This window comes from Pseudomonas sp. D5(2026), from assembly GCF_057766845.1.
Window position 1 is genome coordinate 3,803,838 of the sequence record NZ_CM173421.1, and the last position, 24,338, is coordinate 3,828,175.

Consider the following 24,338-nt stretch of genomic DNA (forward strand, 5'->3'; position numbering starts at 1 on the left):
GCTTTACACTCGGACCACCGCCGCTACCTTGGGTTCGCCATGACGACATTAGACGAAGAAGATCGCCGCGAATACTACCGCATCGAAGATCGGATCGCACTTCAAATAAACCCCCTTAGCGCGGCCGAAGCCCTCGAGCCAGATGTGTTGCAAGATGATTCACCGCTGTTCAACCTGCTCAGCGAACTGCACCTGTCCGACTTCGAGTCGCAACACCTGTTGCGCCAGCTCAGCGACAAGGACCGCACGCTCGCCGCCTTCCTGCGGGCACAGAACAAGCGCCTCGACTTGCTTAGTGCGGTGGTTGCGCAAACCCTGCTTGGCGAGGTCGGCGAGCCAGTACCGGTGGTCATTTCCGAAGGCGGCATCGAATCCGTCCAAGCCACACGGATTGACCCGGGTACACGAGTGAAGGTGAAAATGGTGCTGATGCCGCGTGCCCATGGCCTGCTGCTGCGCGGCAAGGTCAGCCATTGCGACCCTCGCCCGGAAGGCGGCTTCGAGGTCGGCACCGAGTTCATCGACATGACCGACGCCCAACGACAACTGCTGGCCCGTTACATCCTGCAGCGCCAGCAACAGCAACGGCGCCAGCAGCTGGAACTGAACGACCCTGCCTCCTGAGCCAATTTCCCCCTGATTTGAAGGAACGAACGTGACCCTGATCTACGGCCATCGCGGCGCCAAGGGCGAAGCACCCGAGAACACCCTGAAAAGCTTTCAGCAATGCCTGTCCCATGGCGTGACCCGCTGCGAGCTGGACCTGCACCTGTCAGCCGACAACGAACTGATGGTCATCCACGACGCCACCCTCAAGCGCACCACTGGCCGTCGCGGCAAAGTGGTCGAGCACCCGGCCGCCGACCTGGTCAAGATCGATGCCCGCAAAGGCGGCCCGGGCCATGTGCAGCCCTGCCCGATCCCGAAACTGGAAGAGCTGTTCGAAAAATGCCCGTTCGAGCACTGGCAGCTGGAAGTGAAAAGCGCCTCGCGCACCCGCGCGGCCACCACTGTCCTGGCGATCCGTGAACTGGCCCAGCAATATGGCTTGCTGGACAAGGTGACCATCACCTCCAGTTCACGCGAGGTACTGGGCGCCGCCCTGGAACTGGTGCCGGACGTGAAACGCGGGCTGGTGGCCGAATACGCCTGGCTCGACCCGCTGAAGGTGGCACATAACTATGGCTGCGAGCTGCTGGCATTGAACTGGACACTGTGCACCCCCGAGCGCCTGCTCAAAGCACAGGGCCAGGGTTTGCATGTGTCGGTGTGGACGGTCAACGAGCCGGCACTGATGCGCCGGCTGGCTGACTTTGGTGTGGACAGCCTGATTACAGACTTTCCCGGTTTGGCCAAGACCACCCTCGGGTAGGGTTGAAATCGGTCTCTCCGACCGGCTCAGGCCACCGGTCGGAGCCGCTCAAAAAAGCCGGTTCAGGCCGTCATAGGCAGCTACCCGATAGGCTTCGGCCATGGTCGGGTAGTTGAACGTGGTGTTGACGAAGTACTTCAGGTTGTTGTGCTCACCTGGCTGGTTCATGATCGCCTGGCCAATGTGGACAATTTCCGAAGCCTGATAGCCGAAGCAATGCACACCGAGGATTTCCAGGGTTTCGCGGTGGAACAGGATCTTCAGCATGCCCTGCGGCTCGCCGGCGATCTGCGCACGCGCCATGCCTTTGAAGAAGGCCTTGCCCACTTCGTACGGCACTTTGGCCTGGGTCAGTTCCTGCTCGTTCTTGCCGATCGAGCTGATCTCCGGAATGGTGTAGATACCGGTCGGCACGTCGTTGACGAAGCGCCAGCTGCCATTGTCGACAATGCTGCCAGCGGCCGACCGGCCCTGGTCATGGGCCGCACTGGCCAAGCTTGGCCAGCCAATCACGTCACCGGCACCGTAGATGTTCGGCACGGCGGTGCGGTAGGCCTCGTCGACCTCGATCTGGCCGCGGCTGTTCACCTTGATGCCGATGTTTTCCAGGCCCAGCTTGTCGGTGTTGCCGGTACGGCCGTTGCACCAGAGCAAGGCGTCGGCCTTGATCTTCTTGCCCGACTTGAGGTGCAGGATCACCCCGTTGTCCAGGCCTTCGACGCGCTCGTAGTCTTCGTTGTGACGCACTGTGATGTTGTTGTTGCTGAAGTGGTAGCTCAGCGCCTGGGAAATTTCCGAGTCGAGGAAGCTCAGCAGTTGGCCGCGGTTGTCGACCAGCTCGACCAATACGCCCAGGCCACTGAAGATCGAAGCGTATTCGCAACCGATTACGCCGGCACCGTACACGATCAGCTTGCGCGGGGTATGGCTGAGGCTGAGGATGGTGTCGCTGTCGTAAACCCGCGGATGGTGGAAGTCGATGTCGGCCGGGCGGTAAGGGCGCGAGCCGGTTGCAATGATGATGTGCTTGGCGTTGAGCTTCTCGACCACGCCGTTGGGGCACACCACTTCCACGGTCTGCTCGTCGGCGAAGCTGCCGGTGCCGAAGAACACGTCGACGCGGTTGCGGGCATAGTAGCCGGTGCGCGATGCCACCTGCTTGGCGATGACCTTCTCGGCGCTTTTCAGCACGTCCGGGAACGAGAACCAGCGTGGCTCGCCGATGGCACGAAACATCGGGTTGGTGTTGAACTGCATGATCTGCCGCACCGAGTGACGCAGTGCCTTGGACGGAATGGTACCCAAGTGGGTGCAGTTGCCACCAACCTGGCGACGGTCATCGACCATCGCTACCTTGCGCCCTGCTTTGGCGGCGTTCATTGCCGCGCCTTCACCGGCCGGGCCGGAACCCAGCACCACTACGTCGTAGTTGTAGACAGCCATGCGTACTCCTTCAGAACTGGCCCGCAAGCCACGGTCGCTTGCGGGGCACGATCATGCCGCCGGGGCGCCATGAGAAAATTCGGGTGCAGTCTAATCAACCCGGAACGCCGCGCACATTAACCCTTGGTCGCGTCGTAGGCCAATTTTGCCCGCACTACATATGCTTCACCCATTCCCTGGCGGCAATCATCCCTGCTTGTGCTTTCACTGGCCTTTCACTGCCCGTTCGAACGCGGGCGTAGATCGGGAGACGAAGCCTCCCTCTGCTCGAGTCACCAAAACCGCAGCCAGGTCATGCGCCACGGCAAAATCCCAGCCTCGCTGCGGACCCAGGATGAGCAGCAGCGTCGAATAGCCGTCGGCCTGCAGTGCTGAGGCGTCCAGCACCGTAACGGCCGCCAGGTCATGCTCGACCGGGCGCCCGAGGCGGGCATCGAAGGTGTGCGAATAGCGCCGGCCATTCTGCTCGAAATAGTGCCGATAGTCACCCGAGGTTGATACTGAAAGGCTATTGACCGGGATGATCTGGCGGGCGACCTGCCGGTCTTCGCGAGGCAGTTCCAGGGCAATGCGCCAAGGGCTGCCGTCAGGCTTGCGGCCAACTGCCTTCAACTCGCCAGTGACCTCGGCGACAAAGCTGCTGACACCCATGGCCTGCAGGCGCGCAGCGATCACGTCGACAGCATGGCCGGCGACGATGCTGTTGAGGTCGAGCTGCACCGGGGCATCCTTGCACAGGGCGCGCCCCTTGATGCGCAGGTGCTGGTAGCCCACACGCCGGCGCACCTGGGCCAGTGCCTGTGGTTCGGGCACCTGCTCGTGACGGGCCTGAGGGCCGAAGCCCCACAGGTCGAGCAAAGGCTCTACCGTGAGATCGAAAGCGCCATCGCTCTGCTCGGCAAGGTGCTGGCCGAGGCTGACCAATTCGAGCATATCGGGCGGCAGGGCCAGGCACTCACCGGCGGGTAACCGGTTGAACTGGCTGACGATGGAATCGCCGCGGTAGGTCGAGTAGTGGTGGTCGATGTCATGCAGGATGGTTTCAACCGCCCTCTGCACCTGGGCCGGCACCGGGCCACCAGGCTCGCGGACGTACTGGATGCTGTAGCTGCTGCCCATGGTCGGGCCACCCAGACGCTCCAGGGTGGGGCCCTGGTTGCAGGCGGTGAGTAGCAGCAGAATGAACAGTAGGGCTGTGCGCACAGTAGGGTTTCTCGGTTGCCGGTGCTGGCCTCTTCGCGGGTAAACCCGCTCCTACAGGGGCAGCGATAATCCTGTAGGAGCGGGTTTACCCGCGAAAGGGCCAGCACTGACAACACACATTCAGAATAAAAAAAACGGGAACCCGAAGGTTCCCGTTTTTTCATTGCCTTACAAGCGAATCAGCGCGGAAACGCTGGCGGGTTCACACCGGCCATGTCTTCCATCACACGAACCACCTGGCAGCTATAACCGAACTCGTTGTCGTACCAGACGTACAGAACAACGCGGTTGTCGTTGGCGATGGTCGCCTCTGCGTCAACCACACCGGCATGGCGCGAGCCCACGAAGTCGGTCGAAACCACTTCCTGCGAAGCCACGTAGTCGATCTGCTTGTGAAGTTCCGAGTGCATGGCGGTCTGGCGCAGGTACTCGTTGATCTCGTCGCGGGTGGTGGCCTTTTCCAGATTCAGGTTCAGGATGGCCATCGAAACGTTCGGCGTCGGGACACGAATGGCGTTGCCGGTCAGCTTGCCCTTCAGCACTGGCAGTGCCTTGGCAGCGGCGGTGGCGGCGCCGGTTTCGGTGATTACCATGTTCAGCGGCGCGGCACGGCCACGGCGGCTGCCCTTGTGGAAGTTGTCGATCAGGTTCTGGTCGTTGGTGAACGAGTGAACGGTTTCGACGTGGCCGTTGACGATGCCGTACTGATCGTTGATGGCCTTGAGCACCGGCACGATGGCGTTGGTGGTGCAGGAGGCCGCCGAGATGATCTTGTCATCGGCAGTGATGTCACCGTGGTTGATACCGTGCACGATGTTCTTCAGCGCGCCCTTACCAGGTGCGGTGAGGATCACGCGGGCAGCACCAGGGCAGGCCAGGTGCTGGCCCAGGCCGTCGGCGTCACGCCATACACCGGTGTTGTCAACAACAAGCGCATTGTCGATGCCGTACTGGGTGTAGTCGACTTCGCTCGGGTTCTTGGCGTAGATAACCTGGATCAGGTTGCCGTTGGCGGTGATGGTGTTGTTGGCTTCGTCGATGGTGATGGTGCCATCGAACGGACCATGCACCGAGTCACGGCGCAGCAGGCTGGCACGCTTGACCAGGTCGTTTTCGGCGCCTTTGCGCACGACGATGGCACGCAGACGCAGGCCGTCACCACCACCGGTTTTCTCGATCAGGATGCGCGCCAGCAGGCGGCCGATGCGACCGAAACCGTACAGAACAACGTCGGTGCCTTTACGCGCCGAAGCGTTCTGCTGGCCAACCACGTCAGCCAGCTCTTCACGGACGAACTGCTCGGCAGTGCGGCCATTGCCTTCCTGCTTGAACTTGTTGGCCAGCTTGCCCAGGTCGACCGATGCGGCGCCCAGTTTCAGCTCGCTCATGGCTTTGAGCAGGGGGAATGTCTCGTGGACGGACAGTTCGGTTTCGTCGGTTTGGCGGTGGCGCGCAAAGCGGTGCGCCTTGAGGATCGAGATAACCGAACGGTTGATCAGGCTGCGGCCATAAATCGAGCTCACCACGTTGTTATTGCGGTAGAGCTGACCGATAAGCGGGATCATCGCTTCAGCCAGGGCTTCACGATCAATCCACTCACCAAGACACTGGTCGGGCTTCTGAGTCACGGGAACCTTCCACATGTAGGGACAGAAAAAAGGGGCTACATTATGACGCCCCGACGCGGAACCGGCAATGAGCGCCTGTCGCAGTGACGCAAGCCAGCGCTCATGCCCTTTCGAGCCTGACAGCCGGCACCGTCACCGGTACAATCGGTCTCTTTGCCGCAACGCTTGGAGTGCAATCTCCCGTGTCAGTTCTGCGCCTACCGCAAATGTCGGCCACGGCCGGCAAACAAACCTGGGGCAACTTGCCCGGTGCCGCCCTCAGCCTTGCCATCGCCGAGGCTGCCAGCAGCGCTGGCCGCTTCACCCTGCTGCTGACGGCCGACAGCCAGGCCGCCGACCGTCTGGAGCAGGAGCTGCGCTTCTTTGCCCCGGGCCTGCCAGTGCTGCCGTTCCCCGATTGGGAAACCCTGCCCTACGACCTGTTCTCGCCGCACCAGGACATCATCTCCCAGCGCATCGCCAGCCTGTACCGCCTGCCGGAGCTGAGCCACGGCATCCTCGTGGTGCCGATCACCACCGCCCTGCACCGCCTGGCGCCCACACGCTTTCTGCTGGGCAGCAGCCTGGTGCTGGATGTGGGCCAGACCATCGACGTAGAGCAGATGCGCACGCGCCTGGAAGCCAGCGGTTATCGTTGCGTCGACACCGTCTACGAGCATGGCGAGTTCGCCGTGCGCGGCGCGCTGATCGACCTGTTCCCGATGGGCAGCAAGCTGCCCTACCGCATCGACCTGTTCGATAACGAGATCGAGACGCTGCGCACCTTCGACCCCGAGACCCAGCGCTCGATCGACAAGGTGGATTCGGTGCGCCTGCTGCCAGCACGCGAATTCCCGATGCAGAAGGAAGAAGTGACCCGCTTCAAGGCACGCTTTCGCGAGCGCTTCGACGTCGACTTCCGCCGCAGTGCAATCTTCCAGGACCTGGCCAGCGGCATCATCCCCGCCGGTATCGAGTACTACCTGCCGCTGTTCTTCGAAGACACCTCAACCCTGTTCGACTACCTGCCGACCGACACCCAGGTGTTCTCGCTCCCCGGCGTGGAACAGGCCGCCGAGCACTTCTGGAACGACGTGCGCGGGCGTTATGAAGACCGCCGCGGCGACCTCAGCCGGCCGCTGTTGCCGCCGGCCGAGCTGTTCATGCCGGTGGAAGATTGCTTCGCCCGGCTCAAGCAGTGGCCCCGGGTAGTGGTCAGCAGCGAAGAGCTCGACCCTGGGGTGGGCCGCGAGCGCTTCCCGGCGCGCGCCCTGCCCAACCTGGCCATCGAGGCCAAGGCCAACCAGCCGCTGGCCGAGCTGGCCAACTTCCTCGACCAGTTCCCCGGCCGCGTACTGTTCACAGCCGAATCAGCGGGCCGCCGTGAAGTGCTGCTGGAGCTGCTCGAACGGCTGAAGCTGCGCCCGCATACCGTCGATGGCTGGGACGATTTCATAACCGGTGCCGAGCGCCTGGCGATCACCATCGCCCCGCTGGACGACGGCCTGCTGCTGGACGACCCGGGCCTGGCCCTGATTGCCGAAAGCCCACTGTTCGGCCAGCGGGTGATGCAGCGTCGGCGCCGTGACAAGCGCGGCGAAACCGCCAACGACGCGGTCATCAAGAACCTCACCGAGCTGCGCGAAGGCGCGCCGGTGGTGCACATCGACCATGGTGTCGGCCGCTACCTGGGCCTGGCCACCCTGGAAATCGACGGCCAGGCCGCCGAATTCCTGACGCTGGAATACGCCGAGAACGCCAAGTTGTATGTGCCGGTGGCCAACCTGCACCTGATCGCCCGCTACACCGGCAGCGACGACGCCCTGGCACCGCTGCACCGGCTGGGTTCGGAGGCCTGGCAGAAAGCCAAGCGCAAGGCCGCCGAACAGGTCCGCGACGTGGCCGCCGAACTGCTCGACATCTATGCTCGCCGCGCCGCGCGCAAGGGCTATGCGTTTGCCGACCCGTCCGCCGACTACGCCACCTTCAGCGCCGGCTTCCCGTTCGAGGAAACCCCGGACCAGCAGGCTGCAATCGAGGCCGTGCGAGCCGATATGCTGGCGCCCAAGCCAATGGACCGCCTGGTCTGTGGCGACGTGGGCTTCGGCAAGACCGAAGTGGCCATGCGCGCGGCGTTCATCGCCGTGCACAGTGGCCGCCAGGTGGCTGTACTGGTGCCCACCACCCTGCTTGCCCAGCAGCATTACAACAGTTTCCGCGACCGCTTTGCCGACTGGCCCGTGACCGTGGAAGTGATGAGCCGCTTCAAGTCGGCCAAGGAAGTGGCCGCCGCCGCCGCGGACCTTGCCGAAGGCAAGATCGACATCCTCATCGGCACCCACAAGCTGCTGCAGGACGACGTGCGCTTCAAAGACCTGGGCCTGGCCATCATCGATGAAGAGCACCGCTTTGGCGTACGCCAGAAAGAACAGCTGAAGGCGCTGCGCAGCGAGGTCGACATCCTCACCCTGACCGCCACGCCGATTCCGCGCACGCTGAACATGGCTGTGGCAGGCATGCGCGACCTGTCAATCATCGCCACGCCGCCAGCACGCCGCCTGTCTGTGCGCACCTTCGTCATGGAGCAGAACAAAAGCACGGTCAAGGAGGCGCTGCTGCGCGAACTGTTGCGCGGTGGCCAGGTGTACTACCTGCACAACGATGTGAAAACCATCGAAAAATGCGCCGCCGACCTTGCCGAGCTGGTGCCTGAGGCACGCATCGGCATCGGCCACGGGCAAATGCGCGAACGCGAGCTGGAACAGGTGATGAGCGATTTCTACCACAAGCGCTTCAACGTGCTGGTGGCCTCGACCATTATCGAAACCGGTATCGACGTGCCCAGCGCCAACACCATCGTCATCGAGCGCGCCGACAAGTTCGGCCTGGCCCAGCTGCACCAGTTGCGTGGCCGGGTTGGCCGTAGCCACCACCAGGCTTACGCCTACCTGCTCACACCTACCCGTCAGAAGGTCAGCGCCGACGCCGAAAAGCGCCTGGAGGCGATCGCCAACACACAAGACCTTGGCGCAGGCTTCGTGCTGGCCACCAACGACCTGGAAATCCGCGGGGCCGGCGAGCTGCTGGGCGAAGGCCAGAGCGGGCAGATCCAGGCGGTGGGCTTCACCCTGTACATGGAAATGCTCGAGCGCGCGGTCAAGGCAATCCGTAAAGGTACCCAGCCGAACCTTGAGCAACCACTGGGCGGCGGCCCGGAGATCAACCTGCGCCTGCCGGCACTGATCCCCGAAGACTACCTGCCTGACGTGCATGCGCGTCTGATCCTGTACAAACGCATTGCCTCGGCTGCCGACGAAGAAGGCCTCAAGGACTTGCAGGTCGAGATGATCGACCGCTTCGGCCTGTTGCCAGAGCCGACCAAGAACCTGATGCGCCTGACGTCGCTCAAGCTGCACGCGGAAAAGCTCGGGATCAAGAAAGTCGATGCGGGGCCCAACGGTGGCAAGCTCGAGTTCGAAGCCGAAACCCCGGTCGACCCGTTGACCCTGATCAAGCTGATCCAGGGTCAGCCCAAACGTTACAAGTTCGAAGGCGCTACCCAGTTCCGCTTCCTGGTACCGATGGAACGCCCCGACGAACGTTTCAATACCCTGGAGGCGCTGTTCGAGCGCCTGACCCCACAGCCTGCCTAAGGAAGACCCATGCGTGCCATCCGTTGCCTGACCCTGCTGCTGGCGCTGTTCGCCCCGGCTGCCTTCGCCGAAGGCCTGTATCAGGTAGAAATGATTCTGGTGCGGCAGAACAGCGTGCCCGCCTTCACCAGCCCGTTCGCCCCCGAAGACTGGAGCGCCGGCGCCCCACGCCTGACCAAGGACGCCGAGCGCCCCCCAGCACTGGAAGATGAAGCCACCCGCCTGGAAGCCACCGCCGACTACACGGTGCTGATGCACAAGGCCTGGCAGCAGCAGGTGGGCAGCGAACCCAGCCGCATCGCCGTGGGCGAAGGCACCGAACAGTTCGGGCACTTCCCTATCGAAGGCAACCTGAGCATCGCTGAAGGCCGCTTCATCACCGTCGAGGCCAACTTCTGGGTCAACCAGCTGGATGGCAACGGCAACGTGCTGCAAAGCGAGCAGTTCAGGCAAAGCAACAGCAACGTCAAGGGCGGCCAGCTGACCTTTCTCGACGGCGGGCACCTGGCGGTACTGCTGAAGGTGACACCACCGGGTACGCCGAAAATGCCGGTGATGGACCCGGAGATGATGGAGCAGTAGGCCAATGAAGCACGATGCCGCCGAGATGGTGAACGCTTATCCGAACTGGATTCAATCGTTCAGCAAAGCTGCCCTGCAGCGCGGTGAGCGGTATGCCGAGGAAGGCAGGGCCGAACTGGAAGGCGTGTATGGGCAGACCATCACCGCCAATTGCCAGGGGAGCGGCAACAACCACTACCGGCAACGCATCGAGCTGCACGTTGCGGGCGGCCGCTGCCATGTGCGCGGTGAATGCGATTGCCCGGTACGGCAAAACTGCAAGCATTGCGCCGCTGTACTCTTCTGCGTGAGCGACCGCTTTTCCAGTAGCGGGGGCATGCAAGCCAACCCGGGCACCCTGTCCGCCGAACTGCAGCACTGGTTGAGCGGCCTGGAGCAGGCCCCACCCAAAACTGACGCGACCGAAGACAAACGCGGGCGCATGGTGTGCTATCAGCTGCAGCTCACCGATGATGCTGGCTGCGCCCTGCTTGTCCGCAAAGGCACGCGAACGGAAGACGGCATCCGCTTCAGCCGCGTCCAGTCACTTTACGACTTTCTCTACGAACCACCGCGCTTCGTAACAGACGAAGACATCCGCATTCTGCGCCTGCTCTCGGCCCTGAATCAGGGCGGCGGCCAAGATCGCGGTTACAAACTGAAGGGCCACGAAGGTGGCGAGTTGTTCCAGCGCGCCCTCGAAACCGGGCGAATGTTCTTCGATACCGACTTCCCCCCGCTTCATGAAGGCCCGGTGCGCCATGCCGAGTTTCGCTGGGTACGCCTGGACAACGGAAACTACCGGGGGCGGTGGTACAGCGGCGAAGAAATGCTGCGCCGCGTCATCCCGCTGCTGCCGCTTTACTACCTGAACCTGCCGACCCGTGAAGTGGGCAAAGTCGAGCACAGCCTGGATCCGCATGTCGCCGTGCAGTTGACTATCGCACCCGATGTACCGGAACACCTGGTCGTCCCCCTGAGCCACAAGCTCAATGCCCTCAGCCACAAGGTGCCGACCCCGACGCAAGTGCAGGAGCAGTTGCTCGATAACATCCAGCCAAAGCCCCTTCTTGCTCTCGGCAGCCTCGAATACACCGCCTACATGCCGAAAACCGGTCGCATGCAACGGCAGATGCAACATCGCGCCGCATTGGCGTTCGATTATGACGGCTTGCAGGCCAGCGGCACCGATGAAAAGCCACTGACCCGCCTGGCAGGCAGCACCAGCCAGCGCATTCGCCGCCAGACTCAAGCCGAGCAGGCATTGCGCCAGATGCTGCGCGATTTCGGCTTCAAACCTGCCACACGGCAGAGCAAGGCACTACCCGACAGCGCCGGCGAAATGCATCAATTGCCAGACGACGAAGCCTGGTTGCGCTTTGCCCGCGAAGGCCTGCCGCGCCTGCGCGAAGCCGGCTGGGACATCGACATTCACCGCGACTTCGCCTTCAACCTTCAGGAGGTGGACGACTGGTATGCAACCATCGACGAAGCGCCCGGCCATGAATGGTTCGACCTGGAACTAGGCATTGTGGTCGATGGCCAACGCCACAGCCTGCTGCCGATCGTATTGCACCTGCTGCGCAGCAGCCCGGAGCTGCTACGCCCTAGCGAACTGGCCCGGCGCAGTGACGATGAGCACCTGCTGATCGACCTCAACCGCGGCCGTCCCGATGCCCCCGCCTTGCGCGTCGCCCTGCCCTACGGCCGCATCAAGGCAGTCATGGGCACCCTGGGCGAGCTCTACTTGCACGAGGACACGGCAGGCCCGTCCCTGCGCATGGAGCGCGCCGACGCCGCGCGCCTGAACGAAATCGAAGGCCTGCCCCTGCACTGGGAAGGTGGCGAGCATGTACGCGATCTGGGCCGCCGCCTGCGCGATGCCCGCGACCTGCAGGTAGAACCGCCCACCGGGTTGCAGGCCAGCTTGCGCCCCTATCAGCAGCAAGGCCTGAACTGGCTGCAGGCCTTGCGCGAAATGGGTACCGGCGGCATCCTCGGCGACGACATGGGCCTGGGCAAGACCCTGCAGACCCTGGCCCATCTGCTGCTGGAGAAGCAATCCGGGCGCCTGAGTACACCGGCCCTGGCGGTCATGCCAACCAGCCTCATACCCAACTGGCTGGACGAAGCCCAGCGCTTCGCGCCCGGCCTGCGCGTACTGGCCCTGCATGGGCCGGGGCGCAGCAAGCACTTCTCCAAGCTCCATGAGTACGACCTGGTCCTGACCACTTACGCCCTGATACCACGCGACCTCGAACAGTTGCGCCCCCAGGCCTGGCACATGCTGATACTGGACGAGGCGCAAAACATCAAGAGCAGCAGCAGCAAGGCCGCCCTCGCCGTCTGCGAGCTACAAGCCGGCCAGCGCCTGTGCCTGACCGGCACGCCGATGGAAAACAACCTGGGCGAACTGTGGTCGATCTTCCACTTTCTGATGCCCGGCTGGCTGGGCGACCTGAAGCGCTTCAACCAGGATTACCGCAACCCGATCGAACGTCACGGTGACAGCGAGCGCATGGCCCACCTGGCCAGCCGCATCCGGCCGTTCCTGCTGCGCCGCACCAAAGAGCAGGTGGCCACAGAGCTGCCGGCCAAGACCGAGATGGTGCACTGGGTCGAGCTCAGTGACGCCCAGCGCGATACCTACGAGGCCGTGCGAGTAGCCATGGACCAGAAAGTCCGCGACGAAATCGCCCGCAATGGTGCCGCACGCAGCCAGATCGTGATCCTCGATGCGTTGCTCAAGCTGCGCCAGGTGTGCTGCGACCTGCGCCTGGTCAAGGGAGTGGAAAGCAAAGGCAACCAGGCCGACAAGGGCAAGCTGGGTGCGCTGCTGGAAATGCTCGAAGAACTGCTCAGCGAAGGGCGCCGGGTGTTGTTGTTCTCACAGTTCACCTCAATGCTGGCGCTGATCGAGCAGGAGCTCGAGAAGCGCAAGATCCGCTACAGCCTGCTGACCGGTGACACTCGCGACCGTCGCACGCCAGTGCAGCAGTTTCAGCAAGGTAACAGCGAAGTGTTCCTGATCAGCCTGAAGGCGGGGGGCGTAGGCTTGAATCTGACGGCGGCGGACACCGTGATCCACTTCGACCCCTGGTGGAACCCGGCCAGCGAAAACCAAGCTACTGACCGAGCCTACCGCATCGGTCAGGACAAGCCGGTGTTCGTGTTCAAGCTGATTACCCGGGGCACGGTGGAGGAGAAGATCCAGCTGCTGCAGCAGGAAAAGGCAGCATTGGCCGCCAGCCTGCTGGACGGCGGGCAGGCTGGGCAGTGGCGGCTTGGCGATGAAGAAATCGAGGCCCTGTTTGCGCCATTGCCCGGAAAACGCGGGCGATAGATCGAAAACGGATACAGCCCGCGCGGGCCTCTTCGCGGGCAAGCCCGCTCCTACAGGCACTGCACTGCCCCAGATGGCGATGCGGTAACTGTGGGAGCGAAGAGGCCAGCGCAATCAATCGACCAACTGAGCTTCCTTCAACGCCCCCAGCGCCTCCAGCCAGCGCGGCTGCTGGCGATAATCGGTTCGTGCAAAACCTTGCCCGCGCATCCGCGCAATCCGCGGCGACGGCTTGACCTTCATGCGCTGCGCCGCACTCAGCGCCAGCTCCGCCGCCGCCCGGTCATTGCACACCAGGCCCATGTCACAACCGGCGCTCAGCGCCGCCTCGATACGGCTGGCCGCGTCGCCCACCACATGCGCACCGGCCATCGACAGGTCATCACTGAAGATCACCCCGTCAAAGCCCAGCTCGCCACGCAAGATGTCCTTTAACCAACGCCGCGAGAAGCCGGCTGGCTGGTTATCGACCTGCGGGTAAATGACATGCGCCGGCATCACTGCCGCAAGCTGCCCACTCAGGCGGGTAAACGGCACCAGGTCGGCCTGGCGCAGTTGTTCCAGGCTGCGCTCATCGGTGGGGATAGCCACGTGCGAATCGGCTTCGGCCCAACCATGCCCCGGGAAATGCTTGCCACAAGCGGCCATACCCGCCGCATTCATGCCACGGATGAACGCGCCGGCCAGTCGCGTTGCACGCAGCGGGTCACCCTCGAACGCGCGGCTGCCCACCACGGCGCTACGCTGGTGGTCCAGGTCGAGCACCGGAGCAAAGCTGAGGTCCAGACCAACTGCCAGTACCTCGGTCGCCATCAGCCAGCCGCACTGCTCAGCCAGGTATTCAGCATTGTCGTTATCGGCCAGCGCACGCATGGCCGGCAGGCGCACGAAGCCCTGGCGCAGTCGTTGTACGCGACCACCCTCCTGGTCCACTGCCAGGATCAGTTCGGGGCGAATGGCGCGGATGGACGCGCACAGTTCGCGCACCTGGCGCGGGCTGTCGATATTGCGGGCAAAGATGATCAGGCCAGCCACTTCGGGCTGGCGCAGCAATTGACGGTCTTCGGCGGTCAGCCATTTACCGGCGATATCCACCATCAGGGAGCCTTGCAGGCTGACAGTCATGGGTAATCCTTCATTGAAGACAGAGAGAGGCCCAATCGGGGGCAGCAGACACCCACAGGCACGCGCCGCTGGCCACAGGCGAAGCCATGAGAGCACTGGTCAGCGAGGGAAATGTGAAGTAGATCGAGATCGGGCATGGGCGCTAGCTTAGCGGAAGCGCCCTGCCACGCCCAGCCTTCAGGCCTTGGCGGTAGCCGAGCTGGTCTTTGTTCGCGGGCGCAGCTGCGCAGTTGCCATCGCCTCGTCGGTCACACCGCTGTCAGCGCGCATGCCTGCCGCCAGGAACGGCACCATCAGGCGCATCACCTGCTCGATCGAAGTGTTGATGCCGAAGTCGGTCTCGGCAATCGCCCGCAAGGCCTTGATACCGGACATGCTGAAGGCCGCGGCACCCAGCATGAAGTGCACACGCCAGAACAGTTCCAGTGGCGGAATGCGTGGCGCAGCCTCGTTCACAAGCAGCATGTAGCGGCGGAACACCTTGCCGTACATGTCTTCCAGATAACGCCGCAGGTGACCCTGGCTCTGGCTGAACGCCAGACCCAGCAGGCGCATGAAGATCGACAGGTCGTTGTTGCTACGCGGCTGCACGGCCAACGCCTGCTCTACGAGCATTTCCAGCAGTTCTTCGAGGCTGGGCTTGTGCTCCGGCTTGGCCTGGCGCCGCTCCAGTTCACGCTCGAGACTGGCGCAGAACGGGCCAAGGAAACGCGAGAAAACAGCCTGGATCAGCGCCTTCTTGGAGCCGAAATGATAGTTGACTGCCGCCAGGTTGACCCCGGCCTTGCTGGTAATCAGCCGCAACGAGGTTTCGGCGAACCCCCTTTCCGCGAACAGCTGCTCGGCAGCATCGAGAATGCGTTCAACGGTTTCCGATTGGGCCATGACTACTCCGACTACTCCGCCAGACAAACAGGTGTTTGAAACATACGTTTCAGCCCTGCGTCTGTCAAGGCTCGGTGACTGGGCGGTCGCCATTTAAAAGGCGCAAGCTGGAAGCTGCAAGCATCAAATAACAGCAACACCGGCCGGATATCACGAAATCGCTTCAGGGGTGACTGAAAAGGTTGGAAGGACTGCCGTTTCACCCTTTCTTGCAGCTTGGAGCTTGCAGCGGGCCAGACACTGTATATAATCCCAGTCACTGTACAAAAAGACAGAGCGCTTACCATGTTGAAACTGACGCCACGCCAAGCCGAAATTCTCGCGTTCATCAAGCGCTGCCTGGAAGACAACGGCTTCCCGCCCACCCGCGCGGAGATTGCTCAGGAGCTGGGCTTCAAGTCGCCCAATGCCGCCGAGGAGCACCTCAAGGCGCTTGCCCGCAAGGGCGCGATCGAAATGACGCCGGGCGCTTCCCGCGGCATCCGCATCCCTGGCCTGGAAGCCAAGGCCGAAGAAGCCGGCCTGCCCATCATCGGCCGGGTAGCTGCCGGTGCGCCGATTCTTGCCGAACAGCACATCGAGCAATCCTGCAACATCAACCCTGCCTTCTTCCACCCCCAAGCCGACTATTTGCTGCGCGTACACGGCATGAGCATGAAGGACGTCGGCATCTTCGACGGTGACCTGCTGGCTGTGCACACCTGCCGTGAGGCCCGCAACGGCCAGATCGTGGTGGCGCGTATCGGCGACGAAGTCACCGTCAAGCGCTTCAAGCGCGAAGGCAGCAAAGTCTGGTTGCTTGCCGAAAACCCCGAATTCGCCCCCATCGAAGTCGACCTGAAAGAACAGGAACTGGTGATCGAGGGCTTGAGCGTCGGCGTCATTCGCCGCTGATCCAGGAGGCGTCATGCAGCAGTTCATTCACGCACCCGAGCAAGCCCAGTTGCCCCTGTTCGAAGCATTCCTCGCACAGCCCGTGCTGCCAGGCCTGAAAGCCAGGGAGCCAGCGCGCAAGAGCAGCCAGCCCGAACTGTTCAGCGAACTGTCGCTGCGCGGCGCCCCTGGCCACTGCCAAAGCCTGCTGGCACCCGTGCTGCGCGAACTGAGCGAAGAGGACGAGACCCGCTGGCTGACCCTGATCGCCCCACCGCCAAGCCTGACCCAGGCCTGGCTGCGCGATGCCGGGCTCAACCGTGAACGTATTCTGCTGCTGCAACCCCGCAGCAATCAAAGCGCGCTGCAGCTGGCCTGTGAGGCCTTGCGCCTGGGCCTCAGCCACACCGTGGTGAGCTGGCTGGGCAACGTCAACGCCACTGCACGCCAGCAACTGCTACGTGCAGCCAGTGCCGGAAACGCACAAAGCCTGAACATCCGCCTCGGCTGATGTTCAGGCTTTGCCTGTCACTTCAAATAGCCTGATACGCTGCTGCACACTCAGTGCAGCACACGCGGCCCTTCATCACGCTCAAGGTCGCCATCCATCAGGCGACCGGCCATCTGCACGCCCACACTGAGCATGGCCTTGGCCACTTCCACATGCTGACCCTGCAGGAACACCTTGGCGTCTTCCGAGAAATCCAGGGTTACCAGAGAGCCCTCATCCTCGGCGCGACGAAGTTCGATGCGGCCATCAGGCAACTCGACAATTTCCAGAAAAGACGTAGACATAAATGGCAGTTCTCCGCGAAAGGCGATTATTGTACCAGCCGTTGCGGCTATCAGCACTCACTCAACGCGTCACGGAAACGTCTCACCAAACTTTTGAGGTCATTTCGCCAGCTTTCCAGCTCGGCACGCGACAGCGCTGGATGCTCAGGCTCATCAAGATTGACGGCTTGAATCAATGGCTGGGTAACGTCGGTTTTCGGCGCTTTTCTGGCGACCGGTGGTCGGAACAAATCGGCATAAGCACCGAGCATTTGCGCCAGCCAGGTTTCACGCTGGCGGGCCAGTTCCAGCAACTCGGCCACTTCCGGGATGGTTATACCATTAAGGGCATCGTCGGCCAGGGCCTGCTCCACCGTTGCGACAACCGGAAGGCGGTAGAAGCCCCCGATTTCATGGCACAGCCCCAACAGAGCACCATACAGGTGGAACAGCGCCGACTCGCGTTCAGCCTGAACCAAGCCTTGGGCATTCATGGCCTGGCTTTGTTCAGCCTTGGCCATGGACTCGAGGGCGAGGCCGGCGAAGAACAGTTTCTGGTTGGTGCGGGTGTAGAGTTCCTGGGCCATTTCAGTGCCCTCCCATAAGGCTACAAGGCGGATATCTGCATCATAAATGATTGGGGCCGCTTTGCGCCCTTCGCGGGCTTGCCCGCTCCCACCAGTACAGCGCCACATTCAAGGGCGGCGCGATACCTGTGGGAGCGGGCAGGCCCGCGAAGGGCCGCAAAGCGGCCCCACATTACAGCACCGATGGATCAGCGCTTGTCTTCAACCTTCCAGGCATTGCCGTCGTAGAACGCCTTCCAACCGGTCGGCTTGCCATCGACCTCGGACTGTACGTACTGCTCCTTGGTCTTGCGGCTGTAGCGGATCACCGCCGGGCGGCCATCCGGGTCTTTCTGCGGTGCATCGCACAGGAAGTGGTACTTCGGGTCGATCTCATGCTTGTGCGGCACAATCTCCAGCACCAGCGGCGCACGGGTTTCGCGGTTCTTGGGGAACTGGCTGGCTGCCAGGAACAGCCCCGAAGCACCGTCGCGCAGCACGTAGGTATCGTCGACCTTCTCGCACTTGAGCTCCGGCATGTCTACCTTGTCCATCTTCGGCGGCGCCGCCTCGCCGCTCTTGAGCAGCTTGCGGGTGTTCTTGCACGCCGGGTTGGTGCAGCCGAAGAACTTGCCGAAACGGCCAGTCTTCAATTGCATCTCGCTACCGCACTTGTCGCACTCCAGGCTCGGCCCTTCGTAGCCCTTGATGCGGTAGTTGCCTTCCTCGATCTCGTAACCTACACAATCCGGGTTGTTACCGCAGATGTGCAGCTTGTGCTTCTCATCCAGCAGGTAGGCGTCCATCGCCGTGGCGCAGATCGGGCAACGGTGCTTGCCCAGCAGTACGCGCGATTCCGACTCGCCCTCGTCGTCAGCAGCAATCTCGTCGCCCGGCACCAGGTTGACGGTAGCCTTGCAGCGCTCTTTCGGCGGCAGGCTGTAGCCAGAGCAACCCAGGAACACGCCTGTAGAGGCGGTGCGAATCATCATCGGCCGGCCACATTCCTTGCACGGAATGTTGGTCATGGTCGGCTGGTTGGCGCGCATGCCGTCTTCGCTGGACTCGGCAGTTTGCAGCTTTTTGCTGAAGTCGCCGTAGAACTCGTCGAGCACGTTCTTCCAGTCACGCTCGCCCTGGGCCACGTCGTCGAGGTTCTCTTCCATGACGGCGGTAAAGCCGTAGTCCATCAGGTTGGAGAAGCTCTCCGACAGGCGCTCGGTGACGATGTCGCCCATCTTCTCGGAGTAGAAGCGGCGGTTGTGCAGCGTCACATAGCCACGGTCCTGGATGGTGGAAATGATCGCCGCGTAGGTCGATGGGCGGCCAATGCCGCGCTTTTCCATTTCCTTGACCAGGCTGGCTTCGGTGAAGCGCGCCGGTGGCTTGGTGAAGTGCTGGCTCGGGTCGATCTGAATCAGTTTAAGCGCTTCGCCCTGAACCATTTCTGGCAGCACGTCGTCTTCGCCCGGCTTGCTCTGCTGGGGCAGCACACGGGTGTAGCCGTCGAACTTGAGGATGCGGCCCTTGGCACGCAGCTCGAAATCGCCGGCAGCGACGGTGACGCTGGTGGACAGGTACTGCGCTGGCGGCATCTGGCAAGCCAGGAACTGGCGCCAGATCAGCTCGTACAGGCGCTCAGCATCACGCTCCATGCCACTGAGCTTGGTCGGATGGGTATTCACGTCAGAAGGTCGAATCGCTTCGTGCGCCTCCTGGGCGCCCTCCTTGCTGCCGTAAACCAGTGGCGCCTCCGGCAGGTACTGCTTGCCGAACTCCCGCTCGATGTAGCTGCGCGCCATATCCAGGGCGTCAGCCGACAGGTTGGTCGAGTCGGTACGCATGTAGGTGATGTAACCGGCTTCGTACAAGCGCTGGGCCATCATCATGGTTTTCTTCACACCGAAGCCCAGGCGGTTACTGGCCGCTTGCTGCAAGGTAGAAGTAATGAACGGTGCCGATGGCTTGCTGCTGGTCGGGCGGTCTTCGCGCTTGACCACGCTGTAGCTGGAAGCCTTGAGCTTTTCCAGCGCAGCCATGGCCTGAGCTTCATTCAGCGGCTTGAAGGCCTCGCCCTTCTCGCGCGCCACCTCGAAACGCACCTTGGCGTTCTTGGCGGTGCCGAGGTCGGCGTGGATTTCCCAGTACTCTTCCGGGATGAACGCGCGGATCTCACGCTCACGCTCCACCACCAGCTTTACCGCTACCGACTGCACACGGCCAGCGGACAGGCCGCGAGCAATCTTGGCCCACAGCAATGGCGAAACCATGTAACCGACCACGCGGTCGAGGAAACGCCGCGCCTGTTGGGCGTTGACCCGGTCGATGTCCAGCTCGCCCGGCTGCGAGAAGGCCTCCTGAATGGCCTTCTTGGTAATTTCGTTGAACACCACGCGCTTGTAGCGGGTGTCGTCACCCCCGATGGCCTCGCGCAGGTGCCAGGCAATGGCTTCCCCTTCGCGGTCCAAGTCGGTTGCGAGATAGATGGTGTCGGCATCCTTGGCCAGGCGGCGCAGCTCTTCGATCACCTTTTCCTTGCCAGGCAGGATCTCGTACTTGGCCTTCCAGCCATGGTCGGGGTCGACGCCCATGCGCGCCACCAGCTGGCGGCGGGCCTTTTCTTTCGGCGAAAGCGCCGGCGCCTCACCCGCAGCCTTGCCACGCTTGGCGGCCGGCTCTTTGCTCGCGCTGGCCGAACCGCTGGTGGGGAGGTCTCGGATATGGCCGATACTCGACTTCACCACGTACTGGTTGCCCAGGTACTTGTTGATGGTCTTGGCCTTGGCCGGGGATTCCACAATGACCAGCGATTTGCCCATGGATCGGAGTATTCCTGAATCTGAAGATAAAAAACGCGCCAAGTGCCAGACGCGGCACCGCTATATATAGTGGCAAAAGTGTGAGGTCAAGCTCGGACGATCAGTCGTGCGACTTGCCCAGCAACCCGGGCAGCCCCTCTTCGGCCTTGACCAAAGCAAAGCGTGGCACCTGCTCGCCGTCAACTTCTACGGACTCCTCGAACATCGAAAGGGGGCGTACCCAGAAGCTGTAATCACCATACAGGCATTGGTAGAACACCATCCACTCTTCGGTTTCGGAGTGCCGCGCAACACTGAAGACACGGTACTCAGGCCCTTTGTAATGCCGATAGACGCCTGGTTGTATCTGCATGTTGCACACCTCCTGAATAAAACCTGAAAAAAACAAAACCGGGGCACAAGGCCCCGGTTGCTGTCCCGCTACGCGATCAGACGCGTTCGAAGACAGTGGTGATACCTTGGCCCAGGCCGACGCACATGGTCGCAACACCCAGAGTACCGCCATTTTGCTTCATGACGTTGAGCAGGGTGCCGGAAATCCGCGCCCCGGAGCAACCGAACGGGTGGCCCAAGGCAATCGCGCCGCCGTGCAGGTTAACCTTCTCATCCATCTTGTCGAGCACTTTCAAGTCTTTCAGCACTGGCAGGGCCTGTGCAGCGAAGGCTTCATTGAGCTCGATGAAGTCGATGTCAGCCATGGTCAGGCCGGCACGCTTGAGGGCTTTCTGGGTCGATGGCACCGGGCCGTAACCCATGATCGCCGGGTCGACACCCGCCACCGCCATCGAGCGGATGACCGCCAATGGCTGGATACCCAGGTCCATCGCACGCTGGCCGGACATCACGATCATGCACGATGCGCCGTCGGTAATCTGCGACGAGGTACCGGCAGTGACAGTACCGCCTTTCGGGTTGAACGCAGGCTTGAGCGATGCCAGGCCTTCGAGGGTAGTTTCCGGGCGAATGGTTTCGTCGAAATCGAACACCTTCAGGAAGCCGTTCTCGTCATAGCCCTGCATCGGGATGATCTCATCCTTGAACTTGCCTTCGACAGTGGCCTTGTAGGCCAGCTGGTGCGAACGCAAGCCGAACAGGTCCTGCTGCTCACGGGTGATGCCGTGCATCTTGCCGAGCATTTCCGCAGTCAGGCCCATCATCCCGGAAGCCTTGGCGGCATGCAAGGACAGGTGCGGGTTGGGGTCGACGCCATGCATCATGCTGACGTGGCCCATGTGCTCCACGCCACCTACCACGAACACATCACCGTTACCGGTCATGATTGCCTGGGCAGCCGTGTGCAGGGCGCTCATCGACGAACCGCACAGGCGGCTGACGGTCTGCGCCGCAGAGGTGTGCGGGATCGGGGTCATCAGCGAGGCCATGCGGGCGATGTTCCAACCCTGCTCCAGGGTCTGGTTGACGCAGCCCCAGATCACGTCCTCGACTTCTTTCGGGTCGACCTTGCCGTTGCGTTCCAGCAGTTTGCTGATCAGGTGCGCCGACATGTCTTCAGCGCGGGTATTGCGGTGCATGCCACCCTTGGAGCGGCCCATTGGCGTGCGACCGAAGTCGACAATCACCACGTCTCTTGGATTCAGGCTCATATCAAATCTCTCGCTCTAGCTCGTTGACCGCTCAGTTGAAGAAGCGCTGGCCGTTCTTGGCCATTTCACGCAGCTTGGCGGTCGGGTGGTACAGCGGCCCCAGGTCGGCGTACTGATCGGCCAGGGCAACGAATTCGGCCACACCGATCGAGTCGATGTAACGCAGCGCACCACCGCGGAAGGGAGGGAAACCAATGCCATAGACCAGGCCCATGTCGGCTTCGGCAGCGGTTTCGACGATGCCGTCTTCCAGGCAGCGCACAGTCTCCAGGCACAGCGGGACCATCATCCAGTTGATGATGTCTTCATCGGTCACTTCACGCTGCTCGAACACGATAGGCTTGAGCACGTCCAGCACGGTGGCATCGAAGACCTTCTTCGGCTTGCCGCGCTTGTCGGTTTCGTAGGCGTAGAAGCCCTTGCCGTTCTTCTGGCCCAGGCGGTTGGCCTCGTACAGCGCGTCAACGGCCGAGCGACGCTCGTCCTTCATGCGGTCCGGGAAACCTTCGGCCATCACATCGCGGCCATGGTGACCGGTGTCGATGCCGACCACGTCCATCAGGTAGGCCGGGCCCATCGGCCAGCCGAACTTTTCCATGACCTTGTCGATACGCACAAAATCGACACCGGCGCTGACCAGCTTGGCGAAGCCGCCGAAGTACGGGAACAGCACGCGGTTGACCAAAAAGCCCGGGCAGTCGTTGACCACGATCGGGTTCTTGCCCATTTTCTTGGCGTAGGCCACGGTGGTGGCAACCGCCACTTCACTGGACTTCTCACCACGGATCACTTCAACCAGCGGCATCATGTGCACCGGGTTGAAGAAGTGCATGCCGACGAAGTTTTCCGGGCGCTTGAGCGCCTTGGCCAGCAGGTTGATGGAAATGGTGGAGGTGTTGGAAGCGAGGATGGCATCGTCCTTCACCTGGCCTTCCACTTCCGCCAGCACCGCTTGCTTGACCTTCGGGTTCTCGACCACAGCCTCGACGACGATGTCGACATTGGCGAAGTCGCCATAGGACAGGGTCGGGCGAATGGCGTTGAGCGCCTCGGCCATCTTGGCCGCGGTCAGGCGACCCTTTTCGACGCGGTTGCCAAGCAGCTTGGAGGCCTCGTTCAGACCCAGCTGAATGGCTTCCTCGCGGATGTCCTTCATCAGGATCGGCGTACCTTTGACCGCCGACTGGTAGGCAATACCGCCGCCCATGATGCCGGCGCCGAGCACGGCGGCCTGCTTCACGTCGTGGGCGATCTCGTCATGCGCCTTGGCCTTGCGCTTGAGTTCCTGATCGTTGAGGAACAAGCCGATCAGGCTCTCGGCGACCGAGGTCTTGGCCAGCTTGGCAAAGCCTGCGGCTTCGACTTCCAGGGCCTTGTCGCGACCGAAGTTGGCGGCTTTCTGGATGCTCTTGATCGCTTCGACCGGGGCCGGGTAGTTGGGGCCGGCCTGGCCTGCGACGAAGCCCTTGGCAGTCTCGAAGGCCATCATCTGCTCGATGGCATTGAGCTTGAGCTTCTCCAGCTTCGGCTGGCGCTTGGCCTTGTAGTCCAGCTCGCCACTGATGGCACGCTTGATCAGGTCGAGGGCACCGGCCATCAGCAGCTCAGGGGCGACCACGGCGTCGACAGCCCCCACTTTCAGGGCGTCTTCGGCACGGTTTTCCTTGCCGGCGGCGATCCACTCGATGGCGTTGTCCGAGCCGATCAGGCGTGGCAGGCGCACGGTACCGCCAAAGCCCGGGTAGATACCCAGCTTGACTTCCGGCAGGCCGATCTTGGCGCTGGAGGACATGATCCGGTAGTCGGCCGCCAGGCACATTTCCAGGCCGCCGCCCAGCGCGATGCCGTTGATGGCGGCAACGGTCGGCACTTCGAGGTCTTCGAAGGCGTTGAAGATGCGATTGGCTTCCAGGTTGCCAGCGACCAGTTCGGCCTCAGGCAGCTTGAAGTTGTCGACGAACTCGGTGATGTCGGCGCCGACGATGAACACGTCCTTGCCACTGCTGACGATCACGCCCTTGACCGAGGCATCGGCCTGGATGGCATCGACGGCCTGGCGCAGCTCGTTCAGGGTAAGGCGGTTGAACTTGTTGACGGACTCACCCTTGAGGTCGAACTTGAGCTCGACGATGCCACTTTCAAGAGCCTTAACCGTGATGGCTTTACCTTCGTAAATCATCAACTGATCTCCACGATATGGAAGCTGAACTGTACACGCCGATCGCTGCAGCAGAAGCAGGCCTAGCTGCCCTGCCCCAGGCACACCCGTCAGCGCGCTAGTCGGAAGTATGGCTTGGCGTCATGACATACAAACGCTCAATTCATACGCCCGTTTGATTTGGGTGTGCACACATTCTCCGAAAAGATGGGCGTTGTCAAATGCTCACGAGCACGGCGAAAACGCGACTTTCCAGTCATTTTCTATCGTTCGGGTACAAAACATGATGACAGTGATCGCCGGTCATTCATGTCAGCGATTGACCACACGTATTGGCTGGAGTGCTTTGCGC

Annotated in this window: 18 protein-coding genes; 7 read left to right on the top strand and 11 right to left on the bottom strand. The window is 62.2% G+C overall.

The features are described 5' to 3' along the window. Positions 1-39: 39 nt before the first annotated feature. On the top strand, positions 40-624 hold the full coding sequence (locus tag AC3B5Q_RS17650; RefSeq protein WP_021785416.1) for a PilZ domain-containing protein: 585 nt from the start codon (positions 40-42) through the stop codon (positions 622-624). 31 nt (positions 625-655) lie between these two features. Further along, positions 656-1,372, top strand: coding sequence for a glycerophosphodiester phosphodiesterase (locus AC3B5Q_RS17655; RefSeq protein ID WP_021785417.1), 717 nt, complete (start codon positions 656-658; stop codon positions 1,370-1,372). Between the two features lie 48 nt (positions 1,373-1,420). On the opposite strand, the gene sthA is transcribed toward AC3B5Q_RS17655, so the two are convergent. From sthA to AC3B5Q_RS17670, 3 genes are all read right to left on the bottom strand, one after another. Next, positions 1,421-2,815 (bottom strand): Si-specific NAD(P)(+) transhydrogenase, encoded by a 1,395-nt coding sequence (sthA, locus tag AC3B5Q_RS17660; RefSeq protein ID WP_021785418.1) that lies wholly within the window; start codon positions 2,813-2,815, stop codon positions 1,421-1,423. A gap of 204 nt (positions 2,816-3,019) precedes the next feature. Continuing rightward, positions 3,020-4,018: an FAD:protein FMN transferase gene (locus tag AC3B5Q_RS17665; protein WP_031322837.1), complete on the bottom strand. Its 999-nt coding sequence runs from the start codon at positions 4,016-4,018 to the stop codon at positions 3,020-3,022. Positions 4,019-4,197: 179 nt separating this feature from the next. Next, complete coding sequence (locus tag AC3B5Q_RS17670; protein ID WP_021785419.1) at positions 4,198-5,661, bottom strand: glyceraldehyde-3-phosphate dehydrogenase; 1,464 nt, start codon at positions 5,659-5,661, stop codon at positions 4,198-4,200. A 167-nt stretch (positions 5,662-5,828) separates the two neighbouring features. On the opposite strand from AC3B5Q_RS17670, the gene mfd reads away from it, so the two are divergent. From mfd to AC3B5Q_RS17685, 3 genes are read left to right on the top strand one after another with little or no spacing between them, the layout of a single operon-like run. Further along, positions 5,829-9,278, top strand: a complete 3,450-nt coding sequence (mfd, locus tag AC3B5Q_RS17675; protein ID WP_028697564.1) for a transcription-repair coupling factor — start codon at positions 5,829-5,831, stop codon at positions 9,276-9,278. Between the two features lie 9 nt (positions 9,279-9,287). Then, positions 9,288-9,860 (top strand): peptidoglycan binding protein CsiV, encoded by a 573-nt coding sequence (locus AC3B5Q_RS17680; protein WP_028697563.1) that lies wholly within the window; start codon positions 9,288-9,290, stop codon positions 9,858-9,860. Positions 9,861-9,864: 4 nt separating this feature from the next. Beyond that, the gene (locus tag AC3B5Q_RS17685; protein WP_080694534.1) at positions 9,865-13,182 is read left to right on the top strand and encodes a DEAD/DEAH box helicase; all 3,318 of its coding nucleotides are present in this window, start codon (positions 9,865-9,867) and stop codon (positions 13,180-13,182) included. Positions 13,183-13,296: 114 nt separating this feature from the next. On the opposite strand, the gene nagZ is transcribed toward AC3B5Q_RS17685, so the two are convergent. Both nagZ and AC3B5Q_RS17695 read right to left on the bottom strand, forming a co-directional pair. Continuing rightward, on the bottom strand, positions 13,297-14,295 hold the full coding sequence (nagZ, locus tag AC3B5Q_RS17690; protein WP_488393131.1) for a beta-N-acetylhexosaminidase: 999 nt from the start codon (positions 14,293-14,295) through the stop codon (positions 13,297-13,299). 189 nt (positions 14,296-14,484) lie between these two features. After that, positions 14,485-15,192, bottom strand: coding sequence for a TetR/AcrR family transcriptional regulator (locus AC3B5Q_RS17695; protein ID WP_021785423.1), 708 nt, complete (start codon positions 15,190-15,192; stop codon positions 14,485-14,487). Positions 15,193-15,477: 285 nt separating this feature from the next. Here AC3B5Q_RS17695 and lexA point away from each other — a divergent pair, with 285 nt between their 5' ends. After that, on the top strand, positions 15,478-16,086 hold the full coding sequence (gene lexA / locus AC3B5Q_RS17700) for a transcriptional repressor LexA (protein ID WP_010953131.1): 609 nt from the start codon (positions 15,478-15,480) through the stop codon (positions 16,084-16,086). Between the two features lie 13 nt (positions 16,087-16,099). After that, complete coding sequence (sulA, locus tag AC3B5Q_RS17705; RefSeq protein WP_103443939.1) at positions 16,100-16,576, top strand: SOS-induced cell division inhibitor SulA; 477 nt, start codon at positions 16,100-16,102, stop codon at positions 16,574-16,576. A gap of 50 nt (positions 16,577-16,626) precedes the next feature. Here sulA and AC3B5Q_RS17710 read toward each other — a convergent pair whose 3' ends face one another. The 6 genes from AC3B5Q_RS17710 to fadB form a co-directional block, all read right to left on the bottom strand. Then, a complete protein-coding gene (locus AC3B5Q_RS17710) occupies positions 16,627-16,860 on the bottom strand; it encodes a hypothetical protein (RefSeq protein WP_021785425.1) in 234 nt (77 codons plus the stop codon). A 50-nt stretch (positions 16,861-16,910) separates the two neighbouring features. After that, positions 16,911-17,426, bottom strand: a complete 516-nt coding sequence (locus tag AC3B5Q_RS17715) for a DUF6586 family protein (RefSeq protein WP_028697562.1) — start codon at positions 17,424-17,426, stop codon at positions 16,911-16,913. A 188-nt stretch (positions 17,427-17,614) separates the two neighbouring features. Next, positions 17,615-20,224 (bottom strand): type I DNA topoisomerase, encoded by a 2,610-nt coding sequence (gene topA / locus AC3B5Q_RS17720; protein ID WP_021785427.1) that lies wholly within the window; start codon positions 20,222-20,224, stop codon positions 17,615-17,617. 100 nt (positions 20,225-20,324) lie between these two features. Continuing rightward, positions 20,325-20,576 carry a DUF1653 domain-containing protein gene (locus tag AC3B5Q_RS17725; protein ID WP_021785428.1) on the bottom strand — a complete coding sequence of 84 codons (252 nt, stop codon included), beginning with the start codon at positions 20,574-20,576 and terminating at the stop codon, positions 20,325-20,327. Positions 20,577-20,652: 76 nt separating this feature from the next. After that, positions 20,653-21,828 carry an acetyl-CoA C-acyltransferase FadA gene (fadA, locus tag AC3B5Q_RS17730; RefSeq protein ID WP_488392693.1) on the bottom strand — a complete coding sequence of 392 codons (1,176 nt, stop codon included), beginning with the start codon at positions 21,826-21,828 and terminating at the stop codon, positions 20,653-20,655. A 31-nt stretch (positions 21,829-21,859) separates the two neighbouring features. Further along, positions 21,860-24,007 (bottom strand): fatty acid oxidation complex subunit alpha FadB, encoded by a 2,148-nt coding sequence (fadB, locus tag AC3B5Q_RS17735; RefSeq protein WP_021785429.1) that lies wholly within the window; start codon positions 24,005-24,007, stop codon positions 21,860-21,862. Between the last annotated feature and the right edge of the window lie 331 nt (positions 24,008-24,338).

What these genes read in the sequence shown, in the direction of transcription:
- AC3B5Q_RS17650 (WP_021785416.1), top strand. Translation starts at nt 40, where the DNA reads ATGACGACATTAGACGAAGAAGATCGCCGCGAATACTACCGCATCGAA.
- sthA (WP_021785418.1), bottom strand. Translation starts at nt 2,815, where the DNA reads ATGGCTGTCTACAACTACGACGTAGTGGTGCTGGGTTCCGGCCCGGCC.
- AC3B5Q_RS17670 (WP_021785419.1), bottom strand. Translation starts at nt 5,661, where the DNA reads ATGTGGAAGGTTCCCGTGACTCAGAAGCCCGACCAGTGTCTTGGTGAG.
- AC3B5Q_RS17680 (WP_028697563.1), top strand. Translation starts at nt 9,288, where the DNA reads ATGCGTGCCATCCGTTGCCTGACCCTGCTGCTGGCGCTGTTCGCCCCG.
- AC3B5Q_RS17685 (WP_080694534.1), top strand. Translation starts at nt 9,865, where the DNA reads ATGAAGCACGATGCCGCCGAGATGGTGAACGCTTATCCGAACTGGATT.
- AC3B5Q_RS17695 (WP_021785423.1), bottom strand. Translation starts at nt 15,192, where the DNA reads ATGGCCCAATCGGAAACCGTTGAACGCATTCTCGATGCTGCCGAGCAG.
- lexA (WP_010953131.1), top strand. Translation starts at nt 15,478, where the DNA reads ATGTTGAAACTGACGCCACGCCAAGCCGAAATTCTCGCGTTCATCAAG.
- sulA (WP_103443939.1), top strand. Translation starts at nt 16,100, where the DNA reads ATGCAGCAGTTCATTCACGCACCCGAGCAAGCCCAGTTGCCCCTGTTC.
- AC3B5Q_RS17710 (WP_021785425.1), bottom strand. Translation starts at nt 16,860, where the DNA reads ATGTCTACGTCTTTTCTGGAAATTGTCGAGTTGCCTGATGGCCGCATC.
- AC3B5Q_RS17715 (WP_028697562.1), bottom strand. Translation starts at nt 17,426, where the DNA reads ATGGCCCAGGAACTCTACACCCGCACCAACCAGAAACTGTTCTTCGCC.
- topA (WP_021785427.1), bottom strand. Translation starts at nt 20,224, where the DNA reads ATGGGCAAATCGCTGGTCATTGTGGAATCCCCGGCCAAGGCCAAGACC.
- AC3B5Q_RS17725 (WP_021785428.1), bottom strand. Translation starts at nt 20,576, where the DNA reads ATGCAGATACAACCAGGCGTCTATCGGCATTACAAAGGGCCTGAGTAC.
- fadA (WP_488392693.1), bottom strand. Translation starts at nt 21,828, where the DNA reads ATGAGCCTGAATCCAAGAGACGTGGTGATTGTCGACTTCGGTCGCACG.
- fadB (WP_021785429.1), bottom strand. Translation starts at nt 24,007, where the DNA reads ATGATTTACGAAGGTAAAGCCATCACGGTTAAGGCTCTTGAAAGTGGC.